This window comes from Arminella tubonensis, from assembly GCF_003240585.1.
Taxonomy (GTDB): Bacteria; Pseudomonadota; Alphaproteobacteria; order Rhizobiales; family Rhizobiaceae; genus Rhizobium; species Rhizobium tubonense.
On the sequence record NZ_PCDP01000038.1, the window covers coordinates 97,314 to 117,701 of the forward strand.

The window sequence follows — 20,388 nt, forward strand, 5'->3', positions numbered from 1 at the left end:
TCGGCGAAGAACGGAATTTGCCTGCCAACGCCCTATGCTGTCAAAAAGCGGTAATTACAAGGGTATTTCTCGAGGATCTCACTTACCTCGGTGCGGCACGTCGCTGCAGGGCATAGGTTTCCACCTTGGCTCTGAGGGAGGCCATGCCGTCCTGCAGCACGGCCAGGTTCTCATCAACGACCGGGGCGGCTGGTGCCCGCTCCGTCTCCCTGAAGGGGCGATCGTTGGCGACCGATGTGGTGATGTCGAATCTCAGCGGAGGTGGCTCGATTGCGGGGCGCTTTTCCTCCACCGCTTTATTCCGATTGGGCTCGGGCGTGTTGATATCGACTGCAGCGTCCTCGTCGCTCAGCAGGGCATCGGCCACCCATGTGCGCAGGAACACGAGGCAAATGGCGATACCCAGCGCCATCAGAAACCCTGTCATCTCGGCGGCAGCCAAATTGTCGTCGAGAGGCCACGCAGGGGCGACGGCTGGAACGGCAACGGAAAGCGGAACCGGAGTTGCGGACGGTTTGTCGATGCCGACGGTCTGCAGCGCCGCCTCATAGCGAGCGCGGGCTGTCTCAGCACCATCCTGCAGCTGGCCGAAGCGGACCATGTCGATGCCGACGGTTTTCTGCCCGAGCGCGACGACCTTGTCGGCGAGCGACTTCTGGTCGCTGAGCGCCAGCTTGAGTTCCGCGTCGCAGGAGGCGACGAGACGCTGCAGCTCGGCCTGGATTTGCGCGCGCAAGCCATCGACGGTCGATTGTTGCGCCAACAGCCGGGGATGGCGCGGGCCGAGCTGGGCCGAGAGCTGGGATAGCGTGCTCTTTTCGGCGGCGTAGCGGTTTCGCAGCTCCTCCAGCCCGGCGGGAGAGCCAAGGTCTGGCGAAAGCGAACCGTCGAGTATGTCGGCGAGCTTGGTGGTTTTCGCGGCAGTGATGCGGATCTGGGCCGTCTGCACCGCATTCGCGGCCGCCGCGACCTCCGCGTCCATATCCTTGCGCTGCTGCTGCAACTCGACGGCAGCCTTGATCTTGTCGTCGCCGACCTCAGCCCTGAAGGCAGCGAGCGCAGCGACCGCCTGATCATAGGCCTTGCTGCTCGCGTCAGCTGCGGCGGCGCCTTTGCCGGAAGCGGTGGTATTCTGCGTCATCGCCGCGTCATAGACGGCGACATCGGCCAACAGATTGGCGATCCGCGCAGATTTCGCCGCATTGCCTGAGACGATTGAGAGCTGCAGCGCGCCGGTCCGCTGATCGCTCGCCACCAGAAGACTATCGCGCAGCTTGGCTTGCGCCCGCGACGGCGCGTCCGATGCACCGCCGCTGCCGGCGAAGAGATCGAAGACGACGCCCATGGCTGTTGTCTTGCCACCGGTGAATTCGGCGTCGCGGTCCAGCTTCAGCTTGGCAACGACCTGGGAGAGAAGATGCGGCGATGAGAGACGGGCGGCGATGGCGCCGAGGAGACCTTGTTGCGAAACTGGCTCGCCCTGCAATTGCAGCCGGGCCTGCGCGACATAGCGGGGAGGACCAGCCAGCCATGCAGGGATGCTCGCGCCCACAATGGACATTGCAACGACGAAGGCGATCGATGACAGGCCGAACGCCCAGCGGCGGCGCGGCAACCGAACGGGATTTGAGTTATCCGGGATAACAATTTGCGACTGCAATTCCGGCGGCGAATCGGATCGCTTCGGTTCATGCTGGGCGGCTTCCACCGGTTCCCACTCCAGCTCGACGTCGGAGACATCCAACTCCGGAGCGATGGGCCGATGGATTTCGGCCGTCGGCTCGCGCTGCAGGATTCCCCTTATGACGGACGATATGGGCGCCGGCTCGTCGAGCGCTGCTCTCGCACCGTTTCGGCCGGATGCGGGGTGCAGGTCGCCCCGTAGCGCACGGCTGATAATATCGAGGAGTTCGGCGTCGCTGGGCGACTGGATGTTTGCAGCCGAGGGATAAGCCTGGCCGCCGCCAACGAGTGCGCGGACGGGTTCGCCATTCCGCGACAACGGCCTGACGCTAGCGTCGTATAGGCGGGGTTTCCTGATCTCTCGTGGCTGCGGCATCGCGGGCTTATCTCGTGCACAAAACCGCCGAGACTCGTGACGGCAGCTTCCGGAAGATTAACTCACCTTAAATTTTCATGGCAAATAAAGAGTTAACGCCCGAGAATATAACGGCATGGCGAAAGCGCCCGCCTATGCCGCAGGCTGCAGGTTCACGCGTCGGGATATAGGCGTTGATGCCGCTCGCTGAGGCGGTGCCTGGCGACCTGATAGAGAAACAGCGGCACACCGAGCAGGTATCGGCGCCAAAGACGGCCCGGTTCCTTTTGCAGGCGGTAGACCCACTCCAGCCGCAGCGTGCGCATGATCGAGGGTGCCCGCGGAACGGTACCCGAGACGAAGTCGAACAGGGCACCGACCGTCAGAACGAGACGGGCGTGTTCGGGGGTGACATTGGCCGCCACCCAAGCTTCCTGCAGCGGCGTTCCCATGCCGACGATCAGCACGTCGAGTTTTTGCCGCTCGATTTCAGCGACGACGCCTTGGCTGTTCTGCTTGTCGAAATAGCCATCGGAGATGACGACGAAGTTATGCCAGGGAGCGTGCGCTCGGAAATTTTCAGCTGCTTTTTCAATTACTTCGCGTCGTCCTCCGACCAGTCCAATACGTTTTGGCTTGTCCATGAAGGTCAGAAGCGCCGGCACGAAATCAGTTCCGTTGAGATTGGCGGGGAACGATGCGCCGTGGGAAACGCGTGAAGCGATGTCCAACCCGAGCCCATCCGGCAGCACCAGATTGCCCGAAAGGACTTCGCGGTAGTTTCCGTCATTCAGCATGACGAGCATGTTGTGGGCGTTGACGAAGGATATCACCGTCTGGCCAGCGGTTGCCGACGCCAGCTCGTTGACAAAGGTGAGCGCGTCCTGCCAATCGAGATCGCAGACCGGCAGATCGAATATCATTCGACGCGACGCATGCACCGCGAAATTTGCGACCAGATTCACACAAGACCTCCTGCAATCGACGCCTCATGCGTCGACGCACATCACACGGGCTTCGGCAACAACCACGCAGCCGCGATGCTTATAACAAAGCTCTCCGAAGCAAGTTTTACGGAATTCTCTAGAAGTTGCGAAGGAAGCCCAAGCTTTTGTTAACCATGTCTCGACGAGGTTGGCCGCCGATCCGAAATTTCTTTGCCGATATACTAATTTTTTATTTTCTAAGCGAGCACGAGCTGAGGTTCTGGTTAACGCAAGAGGCCGCCTCACTGGGAAGCGGCCGGTCGGATCGAAATATCGCAATGCTGCATTGAAGCCCCATCTATTCCGTGGACTTGTCGGCGCCCTCCGGAACAGGATCGCCCTGGACGACCTTCACCGGCTTCATGTTCTTCTTGACCGGGCCTGACGCGTTGGAGCGAATCTCGTCCTTCGAGAGGTAGTCGATCTGCTCCACCAGCACGCTGGCAATATAGTCTCCGCCGAGACGCTCGTTCATATTCTTCTTGATGTCGCTACGGAATTCATCGAGCTTGAAGGAATTCGGATGGGCGATGTCGATCATCTTGTTGCCGACAAGCAGCGTGAACAGCTGGTCCGTCGTCAATTCGACCAGTGGGAGCGGCAGATCCTTGGCCTTGTCCTTGTTCATCATGAACGAGACCTTAGTGAGGAAATAGCCGCTCACGCCATCATTGCTGATGACGGGGATATTGATCTGTTCGCCCTTGACGAATTCCTGCGTCGGCGTTTTTGCGGCGTTCGGGTCGGTCGTCGGCGCGGTTGCCAGCTGCACGGAAAAATAGACCGCCGCCAGAGTGACCACGCAAACCCAAACGCCTGTTAGAACGAGCTTGATCATCAAGCCTCACGAACGAGAAATTGTTCCTGGGAATATGTGCCATCCGCATCGGCGTCCTGCACGGCATTCTTCAGAATCTCGGCCACGGCGCGAACCGCTTCCAGATGCGCTTCGACGCGCCGGGCGTTGAGCACGAGCTTCTTCTTCAGCGCGTGCAACTGCTCGATATGTGCTGCCGCGAGTTCTGCCGGATCGGTGTCGCGAAACAGCATCGACAGCTCGTAGAGGCACCGGCTCTTGTGCGCGTTGGATACCTTCAGGTCGAAATCCCGGTCCTTGCCGATCCTGACATTCTCGTTGTCGATGATCATTTCAAGGCGGCCAAGTACAGACTTGATGCGATAGTCGTTCGAAATTATTTCCATGTCCCCACCCCCTTAAGCTGTTTTCGCCAAGATGCTCGCATTGACCACCGAGCCGTTTTCATCCGTGTCGGTGGATGTCGTGCCAAGTGTCTTGCGCTCGAAATCGGTGATTGCGCTCAGCGCCATCTTGCGATCGTTTTCATCGGTCGCGACGTTGGCAACGCCGGTCCCGCGGGTTTTCTGCAGCTGCTCGTGGAACATCTTCTCGGCAATGCCGATACCGCCGTCCTTGGCAAGCGTGTTGCCCAACTGCTCGGCCATCATGCCCTTCCAGATCTCGCCGGCATTGCCCTTGCCGTACAGCGTGTCGCTGGTCGGGAGCATGTTCTTGACGAAATTCTGCAGAACCATGGCTTCGAACTTCTGGTAGGCGGCCGGCACCTTCTCCGACTTGACCTGTGTGTGCGCGTTGCCAAGGCCCGACTGCGTGCCGGCCTTGTTCAAAATGTCGACAGTCGACGCGAAGCCGTTTCCGGCCTCTGCGAGACTGGTAGCGGCAAAGGCCGCCTTGTTTGCCTGGAGCTTGGCCTGGGCGGCCTGAACGTCGACCGGATCTGCGGCCTTCAAAACATCCAGGACCAAATCACTCGGGGGTGAAATCGCCACGTCACGTTCCTTTCACTTGAAATCGCGACGATTATGATTTTTGAAGCTTGCTGGAGGCTGGCGTTGCGGACGCGGCCTGCTGGTCGATGATGTCGTAGACCGCATTGTCGTCGGATTCGCGGGATTCCAGCGCGCGAGCGTCGTTCATATGCTCTTCGAGACGGTTCGCCTTGGTGCGTTCGGTCAGCACGCGTGTCTCTATCATCGCCTGCATTCCGGCAAGCTGCTGGTCTCGCAGCGTCAAACGCCCGAATCGGTCCGCATAGTGGCCTGAGAACACCATATGGACGGGATCCATCGACCCGATCGCATCGATGACGCGATCCATCGATTGCCCCACCTCGCTGCGGACCTTGCTGGTCTCGGCAAGATCGCTTTCCGCCATGCGTTCGAGATGGCGCTGAACGGCGACGAGGCGCTTCAATTTTTCCGATCGCGTTCGTTCGGCCATGTCGCTCTCCCTGCCGTCAATGGCCGTTGTAGACGCTGAGAAAGGCGTCCGAAAACTGGCTGATCATGGCGGCTATGCTGAGATAGAGCATGAACAAGCCACCCATCAAAAGGTATGGCGTCGAGATGAAGTAGATCGGGATCTGCGGCGCCAGCTTGTTGATGAAGCCGACCGAGAACTGGAACATCAGCCCATAGAGGAGGAACGGGCTGGCCAGCCGCAGCATGATAAATGTGGTGGCCTGAAGCGTATCGGTGAAGGAGATCAGCGTCGCCTGCATCTGTAGATGCCCGCCAAACGGGATGACAGTGTAGCTGTCGACCAGCGCCTTGAAGACGTAGTGGTGGAAATCCATGATGAACAGGATCATCAGGCCGGCGAAGGTGATCAGGCTGGTGAGCGATGTCTCACTGGATTCCTCGACCAGATCCATCCCGCCGGGCGCGCTGAAACCGATCAGCATCGATATGACCGACCCGGCGAATTGCAGGCCCAGCGTATAAAGCCGCGCCATCATCCCGTACATCGCGCCGATCAGCGATTCGGTGAAGATCAGGTATATATAGTTGGCGCCGCCGGCGGACGCCTTGGGATAGATGGTCTCCCACAAGACAGGCAGTATCGCCATCGACAGGGCGACGGCAACGAGAATGCGGATCTGCTGCGGAATACGGGCAGACGAGAACCCCGGAAGAACCATCACGCAGGCGCCTATGCGGCAGAATGCGAGAAACAAGGCAAGGATGGTCCCCTGAGGGTCTGAAATCATGAAATGGCGCCCAGAATCTTGATCTCGATTCCTTTTGCCAATTCCACATGCGACAGAACGGGGAGAGTCGCGAACAGGCGTTCGATGATCATGCGCACATAGGATCGTGTTTCCGGCGACGTGACAAGTACGAAGGGTAGTCCGCGGTCCATGAATTCACGGATAACTTTGGTTGCCTGCTCGCTGAACTCCTCAAGCGTGCGCGGATCGATGTCGAATTCGATGACTTCGCCCTTCGGGTCACGCTTCAGCGCCTGATGGAAGACGAGGTCCCATTTGCTGCCGAGGCGCAACACGCGAAGCACGCCGTTATCAGCCAGGTCGCCGCAGAGCTGCTGCGACATGCGAACGCGGACGTGCTCGACGATCTGCTCCGTCTTGCGGACGTGCGGTGCTAGTTCGGCGACGGCTTCGAGAATGAGGTGGAGGTTGCGGATCGAGACGCGCTCGGCGAGCAGCAGCTTCAAGACGGCCTGCAGGCCGGAATAGGACATGTGCGAGGTGCAGATCTCGTCGGCAAGTTTCTTGTATTCCGGGTCGAGGCGATCGATCAGGATCTTGACGTCCTTGTAGGAGAGAAGCGCCGGCAGGTTGTTGCGGATGACTTCGCTCATGTGCGTCAGCACGACCGAAACATTGTCGATCGGCTGGAAGCCCTCGCGCTTCAGATCTTCGGCAAAGGCCTCGAGAACCGATACGGCGGGCATGCCGAAAGCCGGTTCGCGGATTTCGTCGCCCGGTACAGTCGGCTTGCGGCCGGCACCGGTCACGACAAGCACTTCACCGACGCGCAGGATATTCGAGGCGATGGTCGTGCCGTGGATGCGGATTTGGTAGGACTTGTCGGCAATGGCGATATCGTCGGTGACCTTGATCTCGGGGACGACGAAGCCGTATTGCGTGGCGAACTTCTTGCGCATCTTGCCGACGCGGAAGGCCAGTTCCTGGTGGGCGCCGAGCATGCGGGTGGAGACGATCTTGCCGAGTGCCAGCTCGATTTCCGAGGTCTTGAGCACCGATTTGACAGAGTCCTTTTCGAGCTCCTTGGACTGCATCACCTTCTTTTCCTCCTGGTCGCGGAGGATCTTGTTTCCGGCTTCGATCTGGCGCGGGATCAGCCACGCACCGGTCGCCATCAGGCCACCCAGCGTGATGAAGGGAAAGAACGGCAGGCCGGGCATGATCGCCAGGATGCCCATGAGGACCGCGGCGACTGCGAGCGCACGGGGATAGCCGCTGAGCTGGTTGATAACGGCCTGGTCGGTCGAGCCGGTGCTGCCGCCGCGGGTAACGAGGAAGCCTGCTGCAAGCGAAACGATCAGCGCCGGCATCTGGGCGACGAGACCGTCGCCGACGGAGAGCTTGACGAAGACGTCGGCAGCCTCGCCGATCGGCATGCCATGGCGGAAATAGCCGATGATGATGCCGCCGAAGATGTTGATGCTGGTGATCAGGAGGCCGGCGACTGCATCACCGCGCACGAACTTCGAGGCACCGTCCATCGCGCCGAAGAAGGAGCTTTCCTCCTCCAGCTCCTTGCGCCGTCGCTGCGCTTCCTTTTCATCGATGAGACCGGCGGACAGATCGGCGTCGATTGCCATCTGCTTGCCGGGAATGGCGTCAAGGGTGAAACGCGCTCCGACTTCGGCGATACGCGTCGCGCCCTTGGTGATGACGATGAAATTGATGGTGATGAGGATCAGGAAGACGATCAGACCGATGACGAAATCGCCGGACATTACGAGATTTGCAAAGCCGGCGATGACGCCGCCAGCCGCCCTCTCACCTTCGAAACCGTGAGAGAGAATGACGCGTGTCGTCGCTATGTTCAGCGCCAGACGCGTCATGGTGGCAATCAGCAGGATGGTTGGGAAGGACGAGAACTCGAGCGGCTTCTGAATCCACAACGCAACCATCAGGATCAACACGGAAAGTGCGATCGAGAATGCCAGGCCCATGTCGATCAGAAACGGCGGAATGGGCAGGAACAGGACGCAGAGGATCAGGATGATGCCCATCGCGAAGCCGACATCGCGCAGGCTCGGATTGACTTTCGGAAGGGCTATTGCAGGAGGCTGCGCCATTTTGTCGGTTTCCGTCTCTTCATGAGAGGGGACAAGCGGCGTTGCCACTTATCCTATTCAAACCGAGAATTAGGGGGTGAAGCTTGCGCGAGGATGATTGCGGGGCCGGTCAGCCCTTGCGTCTCGCGCTCAAAAGCCGGACTGGATGCGCGAAAACACCAGATTGGTGAAGATCGAGATCTGCGAACCGACGAACGGGGCCGTAACGCCGACCGTCACCATGACCGCGACGATCTTCGGCACGAAGGTCAGCGTCGCTTCCTGAATCTGGGTCAGCGCCTGGATGATGGCGATGACCAGGCCGACAATCATGGCCGCAAGGACAGCCGGACCCGACGCGATGAGGACTGTCCAGATCGCGGCCTGAAAGATGTCCAGTGCATCAGCTTCATTCATGTCGAGGCCATTCCCGCTTCATACGAGGGACCAGTGTTTAGTTGGTCGAACTGTCAGTGCTGGTTGTCGACGTGGTATCGATGTCCGCACTGCCGCCGGCCGGCGTTACACTGATTCCCGGCTGCACGAGAACCTTATCCCCTGCCTCGGTAATTGCAATGATGCCGTCGGAATAGACGCTGACTTCCTTGACCGTACCCTTGACCGTGCCATCGGCGCTGATGATGTCCTTGCCGACGTAGTTCGCGGCCTGGGACAGCATCTGGTTGGTGAGCACCGTTTCCAGATGGTTGTTGGTCTGGATCTGCTGTTCGACCTGCGAGAAGCTGGCCAGCTGCGAGATCTGCGCGCTGGCATCCATCGGGCTGGTCGGATCCTGGTCTTTCATCTGGGCGATGAGAAGCTGCAGGAAGTCGTTATAGTTGATGGTCGCGCCAGCTGCCGCCGTCGCCGAATTGGAGCTGTTGGCGTCGCCTGAGGCAGCGGCGTTGTTGGTCGAGATAGCGCTGACCGGGTCTACCGCCATGGTGCGATTTCCTTGCGAATTTGTTCGATCGTCGCAGCGGGCATTTCCTGGTTGTTCAGGATGCCATCCTCGACCGTGTAGAGACCCCGGATAGCCTTGAGGGCATCGAAGGCGCGACCGGTAGCGACGAGACCGTCGACACGCTTCAGCTCGGCCAGAACTTCCTCGTTCTTGAAGCAGGTCAACAACATCACGATCGACTTGCGGAACATCGTCGTCGACTGTTCCTTGCCTTCCGGATTGATGAGGATCATCTGCGCTATGAAATAGAGCTGGCGAAGCGGTGTCGTTGCGTCTTCCGGCTGGAGAACGTGGTTCTCGAGAAGGAAGGTCACGTCGTTCAGGAACTCCAAAGCGACCTTGCGGTCTACGCGAAGCACGGCCCCATTTATGAAGATTTTCTCACCGGCTTTTAGCGATATACGAAGGGTACTTTTCATTTAAGTCCATCCCTGATGATGGTGGTGACATCGATGATGCCCTGATAATTCGTCGACTGCCGCTTCCTGATCCTCTCGCATTCCTTCAATATCCAGATGGCGATAGAGATGAGATTGGCGCGCAGCTGTATCTCAAGCTGATTTTCGGGGTTCTTCAGATCCTCGATGAAAGCGACCCAAACCCGTCTGGTGTAAAACAGAGCCTCGATTGCTTCCCGAGAGTATTTTTCTTTTTCTTTTGCCGCGGCCAGGAGAGCTATCGAGCGGTCCAGGACCTGGCGCTCCCGTTCCCTGGCGTCGACCACCGCATCCTGCATGACTTCCGCATATGAGAACTGATACATTCATGCATCCTCTTATTCTTGCGAACCCTTGATCATCAAAGGTAATTCACGAGACTCAACTGCTGTATTTTCGAGACGATTGTGTAAGCGGTCTGAAGTTGCGTTTCCAAACTGTTGACCTTGGTCGAGGCCTCGTAGGGATCGACGCCCTGCAGATCGACGATGTTGTTGTTGAAGATGTCCTTCTGGGCATTCAACGCGTCGTCCGCCTTGGTGGCGCGCGACTGGGAAAGACCCAGCTGGCTTGCCTGATTGTTCAAGCCATCGACCGCCTGGCGGGCATAGCTGGTGGCCTGGTCGGTGACCGCATTCGCAGCGTCCGGGCTCAAGGTCAGTCCCGACAATGCGGTCGTCACCGTTGCTGCCAGCGCCAGATAGCGCATACCTGGGCCGTTCGCGTTGGTGGAGGTTTCAACCACCTCCGAGTTGCTGATCCGGCTCGTCAGGTTCTGGCTGGATGCGCTCGACCAGGTCGACCAATCCGGTATGGTTATCGTAGCGCCGCCAGAGTCGGTGAGGACCGGCGGTACTGGCGAAGCAGGCGTTCCCGAGAATGCAGGCTCCACGTAGCTGGTGATGAACGACGTCATCTGGGTGCCGGTGAGCGCGTTTACCGCCACGCCCTGGGTGGCCGCATAGGCCGTCAACGCGGTCTGAATGGTTGACGTCGCGGTAGCGGTATTGTCTGTCAGCGGCTGCACGTCGGTGTTGGTGCCGGCGAAGATGTACTGGCCGCCAAGCATGGTGTTTCCGGCGCCGACGAGACTGCTCAGTGCATCGGTCGCAGTCTGCTGCGTCAGCGTTGCGCTGGATCCATCCTTGTTGCCGCGAAGCGCGATGAGCTGGTTCATGAAATCCTGCGCCGCCGTCGTCATGTTCTTCATGGCGTCCTGCGAGGCGGTCATTCTGCCCTCAGCAATGGAATTGCTGCCAAGAATGGCGTCGATGCGCGAGGTCTCGCGGGTCAGGTCGATGCTCTGTGCCGTCTGCCCACCGAGCGAAACACCGATATCGGCGTAGACACCCGTCGTCGCCTCGAGCGAGGCCTGCGTCATGTCGTTCTGCGACTGCCGGATGGTCAGCCGCATGGCATTTTGGATCGCGTTGCTTGAGATCGTGGAAAGTTTCATCGCTTAGCTCGCAATATCTAGAACTGCTTGAAGCATCTCGTTGACGGCATTCAATATCTTCGTGCCGGCCTTGTAGGACTGCTCGATGTCCATCATCAGTGTCAGCTCTTCGTCCAGATTGACGCCCGTTCCGTTGGAGTAGGCGTCGCTTGAGCGAGACAGGGCCGCCGACGTATTCTCCGCGCCCGACGTTGCCGCGCTGCGCTGCGCTTCCAGCCAGCCCACGGAACCGGAGGAGAAGCTGAGAATATTCGTGCTGGTATCGACGCCGGCCGTCGGATCGAACGTCATATCGGCGTTCATCGCAGTGCCGTAGTTGTCGAGCCGCGTGGAGTAGCTGGCATCGCCGCTGGTGTTTTCGACGTAGCCGGTCCCGTTGATGCCGCCGTCGCGCAGAAGATTGGGATTGCCGCCCTGCGAGGTGATCAGCGACGAACTGACTGTGATCGTTCCAGCGATGCCGGGGATTACGGTGCTTGTCGTCGGCGTATAGGGCGTAGCGCCACCTGCGGGCGACCAGGTGAATAGGCCAGGCAATGTCGGCGCAGCCGGCGTACCCGTTCCCTTTTCCGAAAACATGGTCACGAGGCCACGGGCGATCTCATCGAGCTGGCTCTGATATGTCGGCGCCGTCTCGTCTCGAACCTGCAGCAGCGCCTGCAACGTCCCCTGCCCGGTGGTGGCCGCGCCGGTTCCGGCATCGACGGCTACTCCGTCGATGTAGACCGCGTTGCCCGTAGTAGATGCGCTATAGGCATTCGTCGGGCTGAAGGTCACCGTGCGCGGCAAGGTCTCGAAGAGGGTCGTTCCCTCTGACGTGTAGAGCGCCATGTCGTTGTTGTCGCGCGTAACAGTCGTGACACCGACGATCGACGAGATCTGCTTGAGCACGCTATCGCGCTGGTCGAGCGCATCGGCCAGCGCTGTCGACGTGTTGCCGCCGAGAGCCGTTGCCGATTTGACCGCATCGTTTGCGGTCTGGAATTGCGTCAACAGCTTGTTCAGCGTGTCGACATTCGTCTTGATTTCCTTGTCGGCGCTGGTGCGCACCGCCTGGACAGCGTTCGTCGCGTTGTTGAGCGAGGTGGCGACGTCCTGGGCGGCGGTTATCGCCGCCTGTGCCGCTGTCGTACTGTTGGGCGAGCCGGCATAGGTCGTCAGTGCCTTTTGGAAAGCACTGAGATACGTCGCAGGCGCCAACTCGCTGTCGTTGCCGCCCACGGTACCCGATTGAATGTCGGTGAGCCCCTGCAGCACCCGCTGCTGGGCCGCGTCGCTTGATGTGCTGCTCAAAAACTGACGCTGGAGGGACGGCTGCTGATTGCGGGCAATCTGCACCACCTGGGCACCGCCCGACGAGACGGTCAATACCGCCTGGCGCCGGACGTAGTCTGCATTGTTCGCGTTGGAGATATTGTTCGATACGACGCTGCTCTGCGTGCCCGTATTGTTGAATATCGACTGCGCGGTATTGAGTGCCGAAGTGAGTGACATGGTCGCCCTCTAACTCTTAATTTTACCGTTGGAGGTTCACAAGAACGTCCATCAGGTCGGACCCGGTCTGGAACACCTTGGAATTTGCCGTGTAGCTCTTCTGAGCCTCGATCATGTTCGTCAGCTCGCTTGCGAGGTCGACGTTGGATTCTTCGAGGGCGCTGGACTGGATGTAGCCGAACTGGCCGGACTGCGGGAAACCGGTGATTGTCACGCCGGACTCGCCGTTGGCAGAATAGACATTGCCACTCTGCAGGGTGAGTTTGTCAGGACTTGCAACGGTTGCCAGCGGAATCTGATAGAGATTTTTGGTGCTGCCGTCGCCGTAAAGCGCGGCGACGGTTCCGTCCTTGCCAATCGTGACGCTCTTCACTGCATTCGGCGCCTGGCCGTTAACGTCACCAGTTGCTGTGAAGCTGGCCGCGAGCTGGGTGAACCCCGACATATCCATGGAAATCGTGCGGGCGGGAGTGCCGTCCGTGATGACCAGCGGGGCGGTGGAAGTGATCGTGCCTGCACTGGCTGCCGGCGTCGTGATCAACTGGCCGCTGCTATCGAATTTCATGGTGCCAGACCCAAGGGGGGCCGAACTGGCCGCACCATATGGAAACGGCGTGGTCCCGGTGCTCGCGTCTGCGTGATTATAGACTGCAACATCCCAGGCATTGGTGCCTGTCTTGGTGAGGTAGACGTCGTAGGTAATCGCGTTGCCCTGGCTATCATAGGCAATCACGGAGCTCTTTTCCGAGTAGGTCGAGGCAGAGGTGTTGGTACCCGCTCCGTTGGCAGTAATGGCCGCGTCATTCGAATTCAAATTGCCTGAGTAGCTACCGCTAGTCGAAGCGATTGCGGTCAGGCCGGTCTGATTGACATTGATCGGAACGAGGCCGCTGAAGCCGTTGACGACGACGGACGGCGCGCCCGAGCCATACGAATAACCCATGAGCGTGAAGCCGGCCGAGTTTACCAGATTTCCCGAGCTGTCAGGCTGGAAGTCGCCGGCACGGGTCATGTAGGGCGTTCCGGCGGCATCCTGCACAACGAAGAAGCCGCTGCCCTGAATAGCGAGATCGGTACCTGACGTGGTGTAGGAAACATCGCCCTGTTGATCGATCGCGTAGCGAACGGTCGTTTCGACGCCACCGGAATTGTAGTTTCCCGAACCCGACGGCAGAACGAGGGAGGAGAAGCTGGTGGAAGCTTCCTTGTAACCGGTTGTGTTGGAATTCGCGATATTATCCGAAACCGTGCTCAAACGGTTTGCCTGGGCATTCATCCCTGAAACCGCCGTCTTCATGCTGCCGAAAATGCTCATGTGAAAATCCTCATTTTCCTCGTGATCGCAAGACTAAGTGGCCTGCCTTGCGTGAAGCTGTCTGGAGAGGAAAAGCCGGTCATCATGAAGCAGCTTCTCAGGGATGCGAGTGACTGCCTTTCGGCATCAGTTCCAGTCGATGCAATATCCAAGGAACCGCTTGGAATCGACCGGATCGAAGCCGAGCTTCTTGCGCAGTTTCTTGCGCAGCTTCGAGATGTGGCTTTCAACGACGTTCTCCTCGACCTCTTCGTCGAAGATGCCGTAGATCGCGCTGAAGATCTGGGTCTTGGTGACCCGGCGTCCGCGATTGGAAATCAGGTATTCGAGGATGCGCCGTTCGCGACGTGGCAGGGCGAAAACGTCGCCGCCGATCTCAGGGTCGCGACCGTCGGAGAATACCCTGATGGAGCCGACTTCCGTGTAGTTGGCGATCGCCTTGAGACGGCGGCGGATGGCGGCGGCGCGGGCAAGGATTTCCCTTGGATGAACCGGCTTGCGGACGACGTCATCGACGCCGCAATCAAAGAGCGCCAGAGTCGCCTCAAGCGAAGGATGGTCGCTGACCGCTATAACAGGGGCAAGCGACCTATCGCGGATTGCGCGTGGGAGCTGGTGAACGTGCTGTCCCTGGCCGATCAGAAACGCCTCCACAGCTGCAATATCGCCGTCGGCTGCGGTCTGTACCCACTCGCCGAATTCCCGGGGATCGAACCCCGTGGAAGGAATGCCTTCGCGCCCAAAAAGAGAAGTGTATCCGTCTTTAACGAGCTCTCGCTCATCAACCACTACGATCATTCGTCCGCCTCCGAATCAGTTGTGGTGTTTCCGATGCGCTATGGGTACGAATCGGGCGAATCACGAACAACTGCAGGAAGTGAGTGACGTAAATTAACCATTGCTTAAGATTTAGGATGCGATTTGACCTACATTTAGTAGGTGCTGTGCCATTTATATACAAGAAAGCGGTGGAAAAATTAATACATTGTGAAGGTCCGTCTTGCCTTCCATTTTTTGTCCGCATTGTCGCCATAATGGACGGAGTGCCAATGTGATAAAAATGCAACTTAATGGCTAATCAATTTTGACAAAAAGTGGCTGCGTTCGGGGTCCACTTGCCATAGCCGGTCGCCACCAGATTGGCGATGACCCGACAGACATAGATCTTCTGCTCGGGATTGTTGTTCGGGCCTGCGTGGTAGCGTGCAACCGCCATGGTCCAGGTGTCATGCCTGTCGTGCAAATCGCGGAGGAATTTCGCGGCATATTCGACGTTTGCGTGGGGGTCGAACATGGCCTCGACGGAGGCAAAATTCTCGCCATGGAAGTACTGGTTGATCTGCATGCAACCGACGTCGATCAGCTTGGCGCCCGCTTGTCTTGCCATCGCGAACTGCTGCAGCGCGGCATCTTCGGATGGCGGGAAAAACGGCTTTCCCTCGATGTTCATCGCGTACGGATAAAGCGATCCCCTGCGCCCGGTTTCCGTCAGCCCGACCGAGTAGAGAATGCCCTCGGGGATGCCATATTTCGCGGCTGCGGACTGTATTTCGCGCTCGCAAAGGCCATCCGCCGATGCTTCGGCGCTAGAGATAGACGCTACCAGAGCGACCGCGCTGAGAGCCGCCAGAAACGCCGTCGTCCACGGCCACGTCCTTCGAGCTCCGGCCACTGTCGTTTCCATTCGTCTGTTGCCCTGTGTAGCCCTGCCGTCTCGCCTGCGCCTCGCTGCCCTGCCCCTGGTTGGCGGTGGACTGCTGCTGCGACTGCTGGCCCTGGAAGCCCGGCTGGCTCTGTCTGTCGCCTCCGTCGGACGCCGCCGGCGACATCGAAACCGTAATGCGATCGACGGCAAAACCCTGTGCTCGGAGCGCGTCCACCATCTTGCTCTGGTCGTTGGTCAGCTGGCGATAGGCCTCCGCGGACTGAACCTTGAGATCAACGGTCAACTGATCTCCCGACAGCCGCATGTTGGCCGTCACAAGACCGAGGTCGATCGGATTCATCTGGATTTTCAGCGTATTGACGACTTTGCCGGTGCTGGTCGCGCTGTCGGCGCTGGCCATCGCCGAGCTCGATCGCATGGTTGCCGCCCACTCCTTGTCACCGGACAACGCACCTGTGACGAGCGACGAATTGGAACCATCGGCGAGCCCGAGGAAGCGGCGCGAGTCGAGCACGGTTATGGTATCGCCTGTGCCGCCTGTCGTGGTCTTGACGTCGAGTTGTGCGGTGTCGTCGCTGCCTTTGCCGATCGACATATCCATCGAGCCGCTGCGGCCGTTGGCACGAACGAGCTTGAACGTCTGCGCGGCGCCGTCCGTCGTCGTCGCCGGTGCGGCATCGGTGCCGATGACATCCGACAAGCTGGTCATCTTGTCTGTGGCGACCTTCGAAAGCGGCTGCTCAGGCGCCGGCTCTGCCGGCGTCTGTGTATCAGCGGCGGCGAATGCGGCAGCGACGGTTTGGAGGATAGCCGGGGCCGCGTTTACCTGGGGAACATTGAGCAGCGACAGTGCGTCCGATACGGCGCCGCTCGCATCGGGAGCCGGCGTGTCTGTCGGTTTGCTGTCGGCAGAGTCGGTCGTCTTAACTGCCTTATCAGGATCGGTTGCATCAGTCTGAACGGCCGGGACCTGCGCAATCTGATCCGTCGGAACCGTGGCAGCCAGTTGCTGAACCGGGTCGCCGGTCGGATTCGCGGCATCTACAGCCGGCATCACGTCAGTCGAGGGTGCGGCATCTGTCGGCTGCGACTGGTCGGCCAGTGCCGGCTTCTGCAGGCCCAGAAGCGACTTCGGGAAACCGGAAAGCAACGGCGGCGTCTTCAGGCCGGTCGGAACCGTTTGACCCTTGACGTCGGTCGGTGAGCCGGCAGCATTGGTCGCCATCGATGCATCCTCAGCCGTTGTGGTGTCTGCTGCCGTGGCCGCGCCGCTCGGGTCGCTGGAAGGGGCCGTGTCCGCATTGGCATCGGAATCCGATTGCGGGGCGGTCTGGCCGTCATCCTTTGCCGCGCTCGACGCTGGCTGCCGCCCGCCGCCGCCGGAGCCTGACAGAGCGAGCAAGAACGCCTTGCCATTGTCATCCTGGTTGGCGCTGCGGCCGCTTCTCGACGCCGTCAGGGCATCGAGGCCAGACGGCGCATTCTGAATAGCGATATCCACCATGGTCAGTGACCTTCCTGCTTCAACAGGCCATCGACGGCATCAAGCTTCGATCGGCTCGTCGTGACGAATGTATTGAATGAAGAAGCGGCGTCCTGCCCCCCTCCCTCCTGGGTCGCCACCTCAGCGGCGGCTCCCGGCTCAACACTCGCCGAACCGGAGGATTTGTCTCCTGGCGCCTCGGTGGCAGCGGCTGCATCGTGTTCAGTATTACCTTGATTGGGAACACTAGACGACGTGGCTTGCGTCAGGCTTTTCGGGTCCGGCGCTCGCAGGACCTGCTCTGCTATCATCTTGGCGGCATCGCGAAGGGCGCGGTCCGGTGCATTGAGCTCGCCCTCCGGAACCAGATTGATATCCCGAACGGCGACGCCGACATCCGGCGTCGAGACGTTGGCTACACCGCCATAGAAGCTCGCCAGCGCGCTGAATGCCTCGCTGTCGTCGCTGGTGATATCCTGCGCACGGGCTGACGCCATCCTTGCCAGCTCGTTCTTGCCGGCGACGGCGGCTCGCCGAGCGATGCGAAGGTAGACTTCGCGCTGCCGCGGCGCATCCATGAAGGAGAGGATGTCGACAACGTCCTGTGGCTTCATCTCGGCACTCTCGTCGACCGCCAGCTGTACGAACAGATCGGCAAACTGGCTTGCGTAAGGCGAATGAAGAAAGCGCCTGACGTAGCGCTGCGAATAGCCGAGCCCTTCGGGAACCATCTTTGCCTCGGTTGCCAGCGCGATGGAACGGCGCAGCGCTGCCTCCTCGACGATCGTTCCCGGCGCCATCAACCTCGCCCAGTCGTAGAGCTGGAGGGCGGCTTTCGGGTTCTTGGCGCTCATCACATTGCCGGCTACCAACGACAGATAGGGGCCGATCTTCTTGTCGCGATATTCCTTGGCAGCGTCTGCCATCGTGTTGACGACCAGCAGGCCTTTGCCGGTCAGGTACTTGCGGAGTACGTCGGCGACGCGGTTGTCGAAATGACCATCGACGTCGCGCGACATCAGATATTCCAGGGTCGCGGGATTGCCGCCGCTCATCGCATAGATCAGCACGGCATCGACGTTCCGCACGTCGTCAAAAACGGATTTGTCGGCGGACCGCAAGCGCTCGTCGAGCGTGGTCAGCAGAAATCGCTGCATTTCTGCAGCCGAGTTGTCCCCGAGCACGACCGAATCCTGGACGAATTGCAGCGAGCGCAGCATCTTGTACGGCGGAAGATCCTGCTGATCTTCCGTACGACCGGACCCCGGCACGAGCGTGCCGAGGGTCAAGGCGAGCATGAGGCTGTAGCGATGCATTGCGCGCGCCATGAGCTACCCTTGCGTCCCCTGCACGAGGATCTCTATACGGCGGTTTGCGTCGTTGAGCGGATCGTCCGGCAATTTCAGCCGACGATCGGCAAAACCCGACACCTGCGATATCCGTTTTTCGTCCAGCCCGCCGTGGACGAGCATGTAGTAGGCGCTTTCGGCACGGTCGAGCGAGAGGCGCCAATTGTCGTTCTGGCCGCCCTTGAACTGGCGCCCGTCGGTGTGACCGCGGATGACGATCCCGCCCTTTCGGTCTGCAAGGATTTTGCCGATCTTTTCCATCGCCAGCACCATCTCCCTGCGGGGCACCGCCGAACCGACGTTGAACATCGGATCGTTGCCCTGGTCGGAGATCGTCACCAGCAGTCCGCCTTCCGACGGCGTGACCACAAGGCCCTCCGCGAGCTGACCGGCAACGCCGCTGATCTGCTGCGTAATGGCCTGCTGCAAGTCCTTGGCCTGCTTCTCCTGATCCTTGGTCGCTGATGTTGGGCCTGCGGATTTCTTATCCGCCGCCTCTGCCTTCTGATCCCCAGCCTTCTGCTCGCCAGACTTCTCGCCCAGATTCGCCTGATCGGATGGTGCCGGCTGCTTGCCGGCCTGCTTCTTCTGACCCGGCACCGGCGGCTTTTCCGGCGATTGCTGATCGGACACCGTCGGTTGATCCTCCGGCGTCTGCGGCTTGTCGGTTATCTCCCCGGAATCGGAGGCGGTGGCCTTAGCCATGGCCACGACCTCGCCCTTCGACGCCGTCTCGCTCTTTGAGTCTTCCTTGTCGTTCTTTTTCGACGCGCTGGAGACCTGAACCTGCTTGGTCCAGAAGTCAGGATCGAAAGGATCGCGATAGGCCTCGCCGCCGTCGGCTCCGGTCGCAGGCCCCGAGGTGCTGGCGCCGCCGTCTCCCTTGGCGCTGACATTTGCCTGCTGCCCAACTTCCTGAGCGATTTCGGCGAGTACCGAATAAGGATTCTCGAAGAAGTCCGCCTCGGAATAATTGGTCTGATCGCCCGCAGTCGCCGTCTGGTCCTCGCCGGTCTTTGCCGACGTACCGTTGGTCTGCTGCTCTTCCTTCTGCTTCGACTTATCGTGCTTTTCTTCGCCGTCAGCCTGGTCGACGGGCTTCTTCAAGCCTTTCTCGGATGGCTTCTCGTCAGCGAGCTTGATGGGGTTGAAATAGGAGGCGACGGAGGCCTTCGTCTCCTCGTTTGCCGCATTCACCAGCCACATCACCAGGAAGAAGGCCATCATCGCCGTCATGAAGTCGGCATAGGCGATCTTCCAGGCGCCGCCATGGCCGCCCTCGTGATCGCCGCCGCCATGACGCTTGATGATGATGATTTCATTCTTGCCGTGGTGATGGTTCTCGTTGTCGCTCATGCCAGGATCTTCCTCAAGCTATCCGCCCAGGCGGACATGCGCGTCACGAGAACGCTGTCACCGATGGTCACGGAAAGATCGACGTCCTTCGCCTCGACGTGCCGAAGCATGCTGCTGTTTTCGCCGAGATGGGCGGCAAGGCTTTCGAAGAGATGACGGGGGCCATCGACCGTGATCGTTCCGACCACACCTTCGAGGATGGCGGCAGTTACCAGATCAGCGAGATCGGCGACAGCCTTCTGCGTCAACACCTCCGTCATGACGGGCGCCAGCGCATTTGACGTTTCGACGCTGACCGCCTGCCCGAGCGCCACGGCGATTTTCCCAAGGCTCGACGCAATGTGCTCGGCGGCCTGGATTTCATACTCGGCGCGAAGGGCGTCGAGTTCGAGGGAATGCGCCGATGCACGCTCGTCGATCTCGGCCTGATGTCTCAGCGAAAGTTCCCGCGTGGCAGCCTCGTGACCTTCGGCATAGGCTTCACGGCGCTCGGCTTCGATGTCGACAGCCGGCTCCTCGTACATATCAGCAAAGCCGCCCGGATTCTCGAAGGACGGCGTGGGATCAAAGGTGGCGGGCGCCGGTCTCTCGGCGCCAAAATCCTTCAAATAGCGCGAAAGTGCAGGACTCATGCTTTGCGTCCGCCTGTCAGATTTCCTGGACGGCTCATATCCGCGCGATCGGTTCGATCCGCTGCCTCGATTTTCATGCTCAAAACGTTGATCATCACGCTTCCGGTTTCCGTCCTGTGG

Annotated in this window: 21 protein-coding genes; all 21 read right to left on the reverse strand. The window is 59.8% G+C overall.

Annotation, left to right across the window (positions count from 1 at the left end; genetic code table 11):
• Positions 1-82: 82 nt before the first annotated feature.
• The 21 genes from CPY51_RS17900 to CPY51_RS18000 all read right to left on the reverse strand — a co-directional run bounded on the left by CPY51_RS17900 (position 83) and on the right by CPY51_RS18000 (position 20,268).
• On the reverse strand, positions 83-2,059 hold the full coding sequence (locus CPY51_RS17900; protein ID WP_111161592.1) for a GumC domain-containing protein: 1,977 nt from the start codon (positions 2,057-2,059) through the stop codon (positions 83-85).
• A 152-nt stretch (positions 2,060-2,211) separates the two neighbouring features.
• Positions 2,212-3,003 (reverse strand): WecB/TagA/CpsF family glycosyltransferase, encoded by a 792-nt coding sequence (locus CPY51_RS17905; RefSeq protein WP_111161593.1) that lies wholly within the window; start codon positions 3,001-3,003, stop codon positions 2,212-2,214.
• A gap of 319 nt (positions 3,004-3,322) precedes the next feature.
• On the reverse strand, positions 3,323-3,862 hold the full coding sequence (locus CPY51_RS17910) for a hypothetical protein (protein ID WP_111161594.1): 540 nt from the start codon (positions 3,860-3,862) through the stop codon (positions 3,323-3,325).
• The gene (locus CPY51_RS17915; protein ID WP_111161595.1) at positions 3,862-4,227 is read right to left on the reverse strand and encodes a hypothetical protein; all 366 of its coding nucleotides are present in this window, start codon (positions 4,225-4,227) and stop codon (positions 3,862-3,864) included. The genes CPY51_RS17910 and CPY51_RS17915 overlap by 1 nt, the downstream gene beginning before the upstream one ends.
• 12 nt (positions 4,228-4,239) lie before the next feature.
• On the reverse strand, positions 4,240-4,833 hold the full coding sequence (locus CPY51_RS17920) for a rod-binding protein (protein ID WP_111161596.1): 594 nt from the start codon (positions 4,831-4,833) through the stop codon (positions 4,240-4,242).
• Between the two features lie 31 nt (positions 4,834-4,864).
• Positions 4,865-5,284 (reverse strand): hypothetical protein, encoded by a 420-nt coding sequence (locus CPY51_RS17925; protein WP_111161597.1) that lies wholly within the window; start codon positions 5,282-5,284, stop codon positions 4,865-4,867.
• A gap of 16 nt (positions 5,285-5,300) precedes the next feature.
• Positions 5,301-6,053, reverse strand: a complete 753-nt coding sequence (gene fliR, locus CPY51_RS17930; RefSeq protein WP_111161598.1) for a flagellar biosynthetic protein FliR — start codon at positions 6,051-6,053, stop codon at positions 5,301-5,303.
• Positions 6,050-8,137, reverse strand: coding sequence for a flagellar biosynthesis protein FlhA (flhA, locus tag CPY51_RS17935; protein ID WP_111161599.1), 2,088 nt, complete (start codon positions 8,135-8,137; stop codon positions 6,050-6,052). Before flhA ends, fliR begins: the two co-directional genes overlap by 4 nt.
• Positions 8,138-8,266: 129 nt before the next feature.
• Positions 8,267-8,533 (reverse strand): flagellar biosynthesis protein FliQ, encoded by a 267-nt coding sequence (gene fliQ / locus CPY51_RS17940; RefSeq protein WP_111161600.1) that lies wholly within the window; start codon positions 8,531-8,533, stop codon positions 8,267-8,269.
• Positions 8,534-8,570: 37 nt separating this feature from the next.
• Complete coding sequence (flgD, locus tag CPY51_RS17945) at positions 8,571-9,059, reverse strand: flagellar hook assembly protein FlgD (protein WP_111161601.1); 489 nt, start codon at positions 9,057-9,059, stop codon at positions 8,571-8,573.
• Positions 9,050-9,499, reverse strand: coding sequence for a flagellar biosynthesis repressor FlbT (gene flbT, locus CPY51_RS17950; protein WP_111161602.1), 450 nt, complete (start codon positions 9,497-9,499; stop codon positions 9,050-9,052). The genes flgD and flbT overlap by 10 nt, the downstream gene beginning before the upstream one ends.
• Entirely contained in the window at positions 9,496-9,843 is a 348-nt protein-coding gene (flaF, locus tag CPY51_RS17955) for a flagellar biosynthesis regulator FlaF (protein ID WP_111161603.1), read from the reverse strand. Before flaF ends, flbT begins: the two co-directional genes overlap by 4 nt.
• 35 nt (positions 9,844-9,878) lie before the next feature.
• Positions 9,879-10,973 carry a flagellar hook-associated family protein gene (locus CPY51_RS17960; protein ID WP_111161604.1) on the reverse strand — a complete coding sequence of 365 codons (1,095 nt, stop codon included), beginning with the start codon at positions 10,971-10,973 and terminating at the stop codon, positions 9,879-9,881.
• A 3-nt stretch (positions 10,974-10,976) separates the two neighbouring features.
• Positions 10,977-12,467, reverse strand: a complete 1,491-nt coding sequence (flgK, locus tag CPY51_RS17965) for a flagellar hook-associated protein FlgK (RefSeq protein WP_111161605.1) — start codon at positions 12,465-12,467, stop codon at positions 10,977-10,979.
• 22 nt (positions 12,468-12,489) lie between these two features.
• Positions 12,490-13,782 (reverse strand): flagellar hook protein FlgE, encoded by a 1,293-nt coding sequence (locus tag CPY51_RS17970; protein ID WP_111161606.1) that lies wholly within the window; start codon positions 13,780-13,782, stop codon positions 12,490-12,492.
• Positions 13,783-13,908: 126 nt separating this feature from the next.
• Entirely contained in the window at positions 13,909-14,580 is a 672-nt protein-coding gene (gene rem, locus CPY51_RS17975) for a transcriptional activator Rem (protein WP_111161607.1), read from the reverse strand.
• A gap of 280 nt (positions 14,581-14,860) precedes the next feature.
• Positions 14,861-15,466 (reverse strand): transglycosylase SLT domain-containing protein, encoded by a 606-nt coding sequence (locus CPY51_RS17980; RefSeq protein ID WP_111161608.1) that lies wholly within the window; start codon positions 15,464-15,466, stop codon positions 14,861-14,863.
• Positions 15,369-16,952, reverse strand: coding sequence for a flagellar hook-length control protein FliK (fliK, locus tag CPY51_RS17985; RefSeq protein WP_111161609.1), 1,584 nt, complete (start codon positions 16,950-16,952; stop codon positions 15,369-15,371). The genes CPY51_RS17980 and fliK overlap by 98 nt, the downstream gene beginning before the upstream one ends.
• A gap of 2 nt (positions 16,953-16,954) precedes the next feature.
• Positions 16,955-18,259 (reverse strand): chemotaxis protein MotC, encoded by a 1,305-nt coding sequence (motC, locus tag CPY51_RS17990; RefSeq protein WP_111161610.1) that lies wholly within the window; start codon positions 18,257-18,259, stop codon positions 16,955-16,957.
• Between the two features lie 3 nt (positions 18,260-18,262).
• Positions 18,263-19,636 carry a MotB family protein gene (locus CPY51_RS17995; protein WP_111161611.1) on the reverse strand — a complete coding sequence of 458 codons (1,374 nt, stop codon included), beginning with the start codon at positions 19,634-19,636 and terminating at the stop codon, positions 18,263-18,265.
• Positions 19,633-20,268, reverse strand: a complete 636-nt coding sequence (locus tag CPY51_RS18000; protein ID WP_111161612.1) for a hypothetical protein — start codon at positions 20,266-20,268, stop codon at positions 19,633-19,635. The genes CPY51_RS17995 and CPY51_RS18000 overlap by 4 nt, the downstream gene beginning before the upstream one ends.
• Positions 20,269-20,388: the final 120 nt, after the last annotated feature.

What these genes read in the sequence shown, in the direction of transcription:
- CPY51_RS17900 (WP_111161592.1), bottom strand. Translation starts at nt 2,059, where the DNA reads ATGCCGCAGCCACGAGAGATCAGGAAACCCCGCCTATACGACGCTAGC.
- rem (WP_111161607.1), bottom strand. Translation starts at nt 14,580, where the DNA reads ATGATCGTAGTGGTTGATGAGCGAGAGCTCGTTAAAGACGGATACACT.
- motC (WP_111161610.1), bottom strand. Translation starts at nt 18,259, where the DNA reads ATGGCGCGCGCAATGCATCGCTACAGCCTCATGCTCGCCTTGACCCTC.
- CPY51_RS17925 (WP_111161597.1), bottom strand. Translation starts at nt 5,284, where the DNA reads ATGGCCGAACGAACGCGATCGGAAAAATTGAAGCGCCTCGTCGCCGTT.
- flbT (WP_111161602.1), bottom strand. Translation starts at nt 9,499, where the DNA reads ATGAAAAGTACCCTTCGTATATCGCTAAAAGCCGGTGAGAAAATCTTC.
- CPY51_RS17995 (WP_111161611.1), bottom strand. Translation starts at nt 19,636, where the DNA reads ATGAGCGACAACGAGAACCATCACCACGGCAAGAATGAAATCATCATC.
- fliQ (WP_111161600.1), bottom strand. Translation starts at nt 8,533, where the DNA reads ATGAATGAAGCTGATGCACTGGACATCTTTCAGGCCGCGATCTGGACA.
- fliK (WP_111161609.1), bottom strand. Translation starts at nt 16,952, where the DNA reads ATGGTGGATATCGCTATTCAGAATGCGCCGTCTGGCCTCGATGCCCTG.
- CPY51_RS17910 (WP_111161594.1), bottom strand. Translation starts at nt 3,862, where the DNA reads ATGATCAAGCTCGTTCTAACAGGCGTTTGGGTTTGCGTGGTCACTCTG.
- CPY51_RS18000 (WP_111161612.1), bottom strand. Translation starts at nt 20,268, where the DNA reads ATGAGTCCTGCACTTTCGCGCTATTTGAAGGATTTTGGCGCCGAGAGA.
- flhA (WP_111161599.1), bottom strand. Translation starts at nt 8,137, where the DNA reads ATGGCGCAGCCTCCTGCAATAGCCCTTCCGAAAGTCAATCCGAGCCTG.
- fliR (WP_111161598.1), bottom strand. Translation starts at nt 6,053, where the DNA reads ATGATTTCAGACCCTCAGGGGACCATCCTTGCCTTGTTTCTCGCATTC.
- CPY51_RS17960 (WP_111161604.1), bottom strand. Translation starts at nt 10,973, where the DNA reads ATGAAACTTTCCACGATCTCAAGCAACGCGATCCAAAATGCCATGCGG.
- flgK (WP_111161605.1), bottom strand. Translation starts at nt 12,467, where the DNA reads ATGTCACTCACTTCGGCACTCAATACCGCGCAGTCGATATTCAACAAT.
- CPY51_RS17970 (WP_111161606.1), bottom strand. Translation starts at nt 13,782, where the DNA reads ATGAGCATTTTCGGCAGCATGAAGACGGCGGTTTCAGGGATGAATGCC.
- CPY51_RS17915 (WP_111161595.1), bottom strand. Translation starts at nt 4,227, where the DNA reads ATGGAAATAATTTCGAACGACTATCGCATCAAGTCTGTACTTGGCCGC.
- flaF (WP_111161603.1), bottom strand. Translation starts at nt 9,843, where the DNA reads ATGTATCAGTTCTCATATGCGGAAGTCATGCAGGATGCGGTGGTCGAC.
- flgD (WP_111161601.1), bottom strand. Translation starts at nt 9,059, where the DNA reads ATGGCGGTAGACCCGGTCAGCGCTATCTCGACCAACAACGCCGCTGCC.
- CPY51_RS17980 (WP_111161608.1), bottom strand. Translation starts at nt 15,466, where the DNA reads ATGGAAACGACAGTGGCCGGAGCTCGAAGGACGTGGCCGTGGACGACG.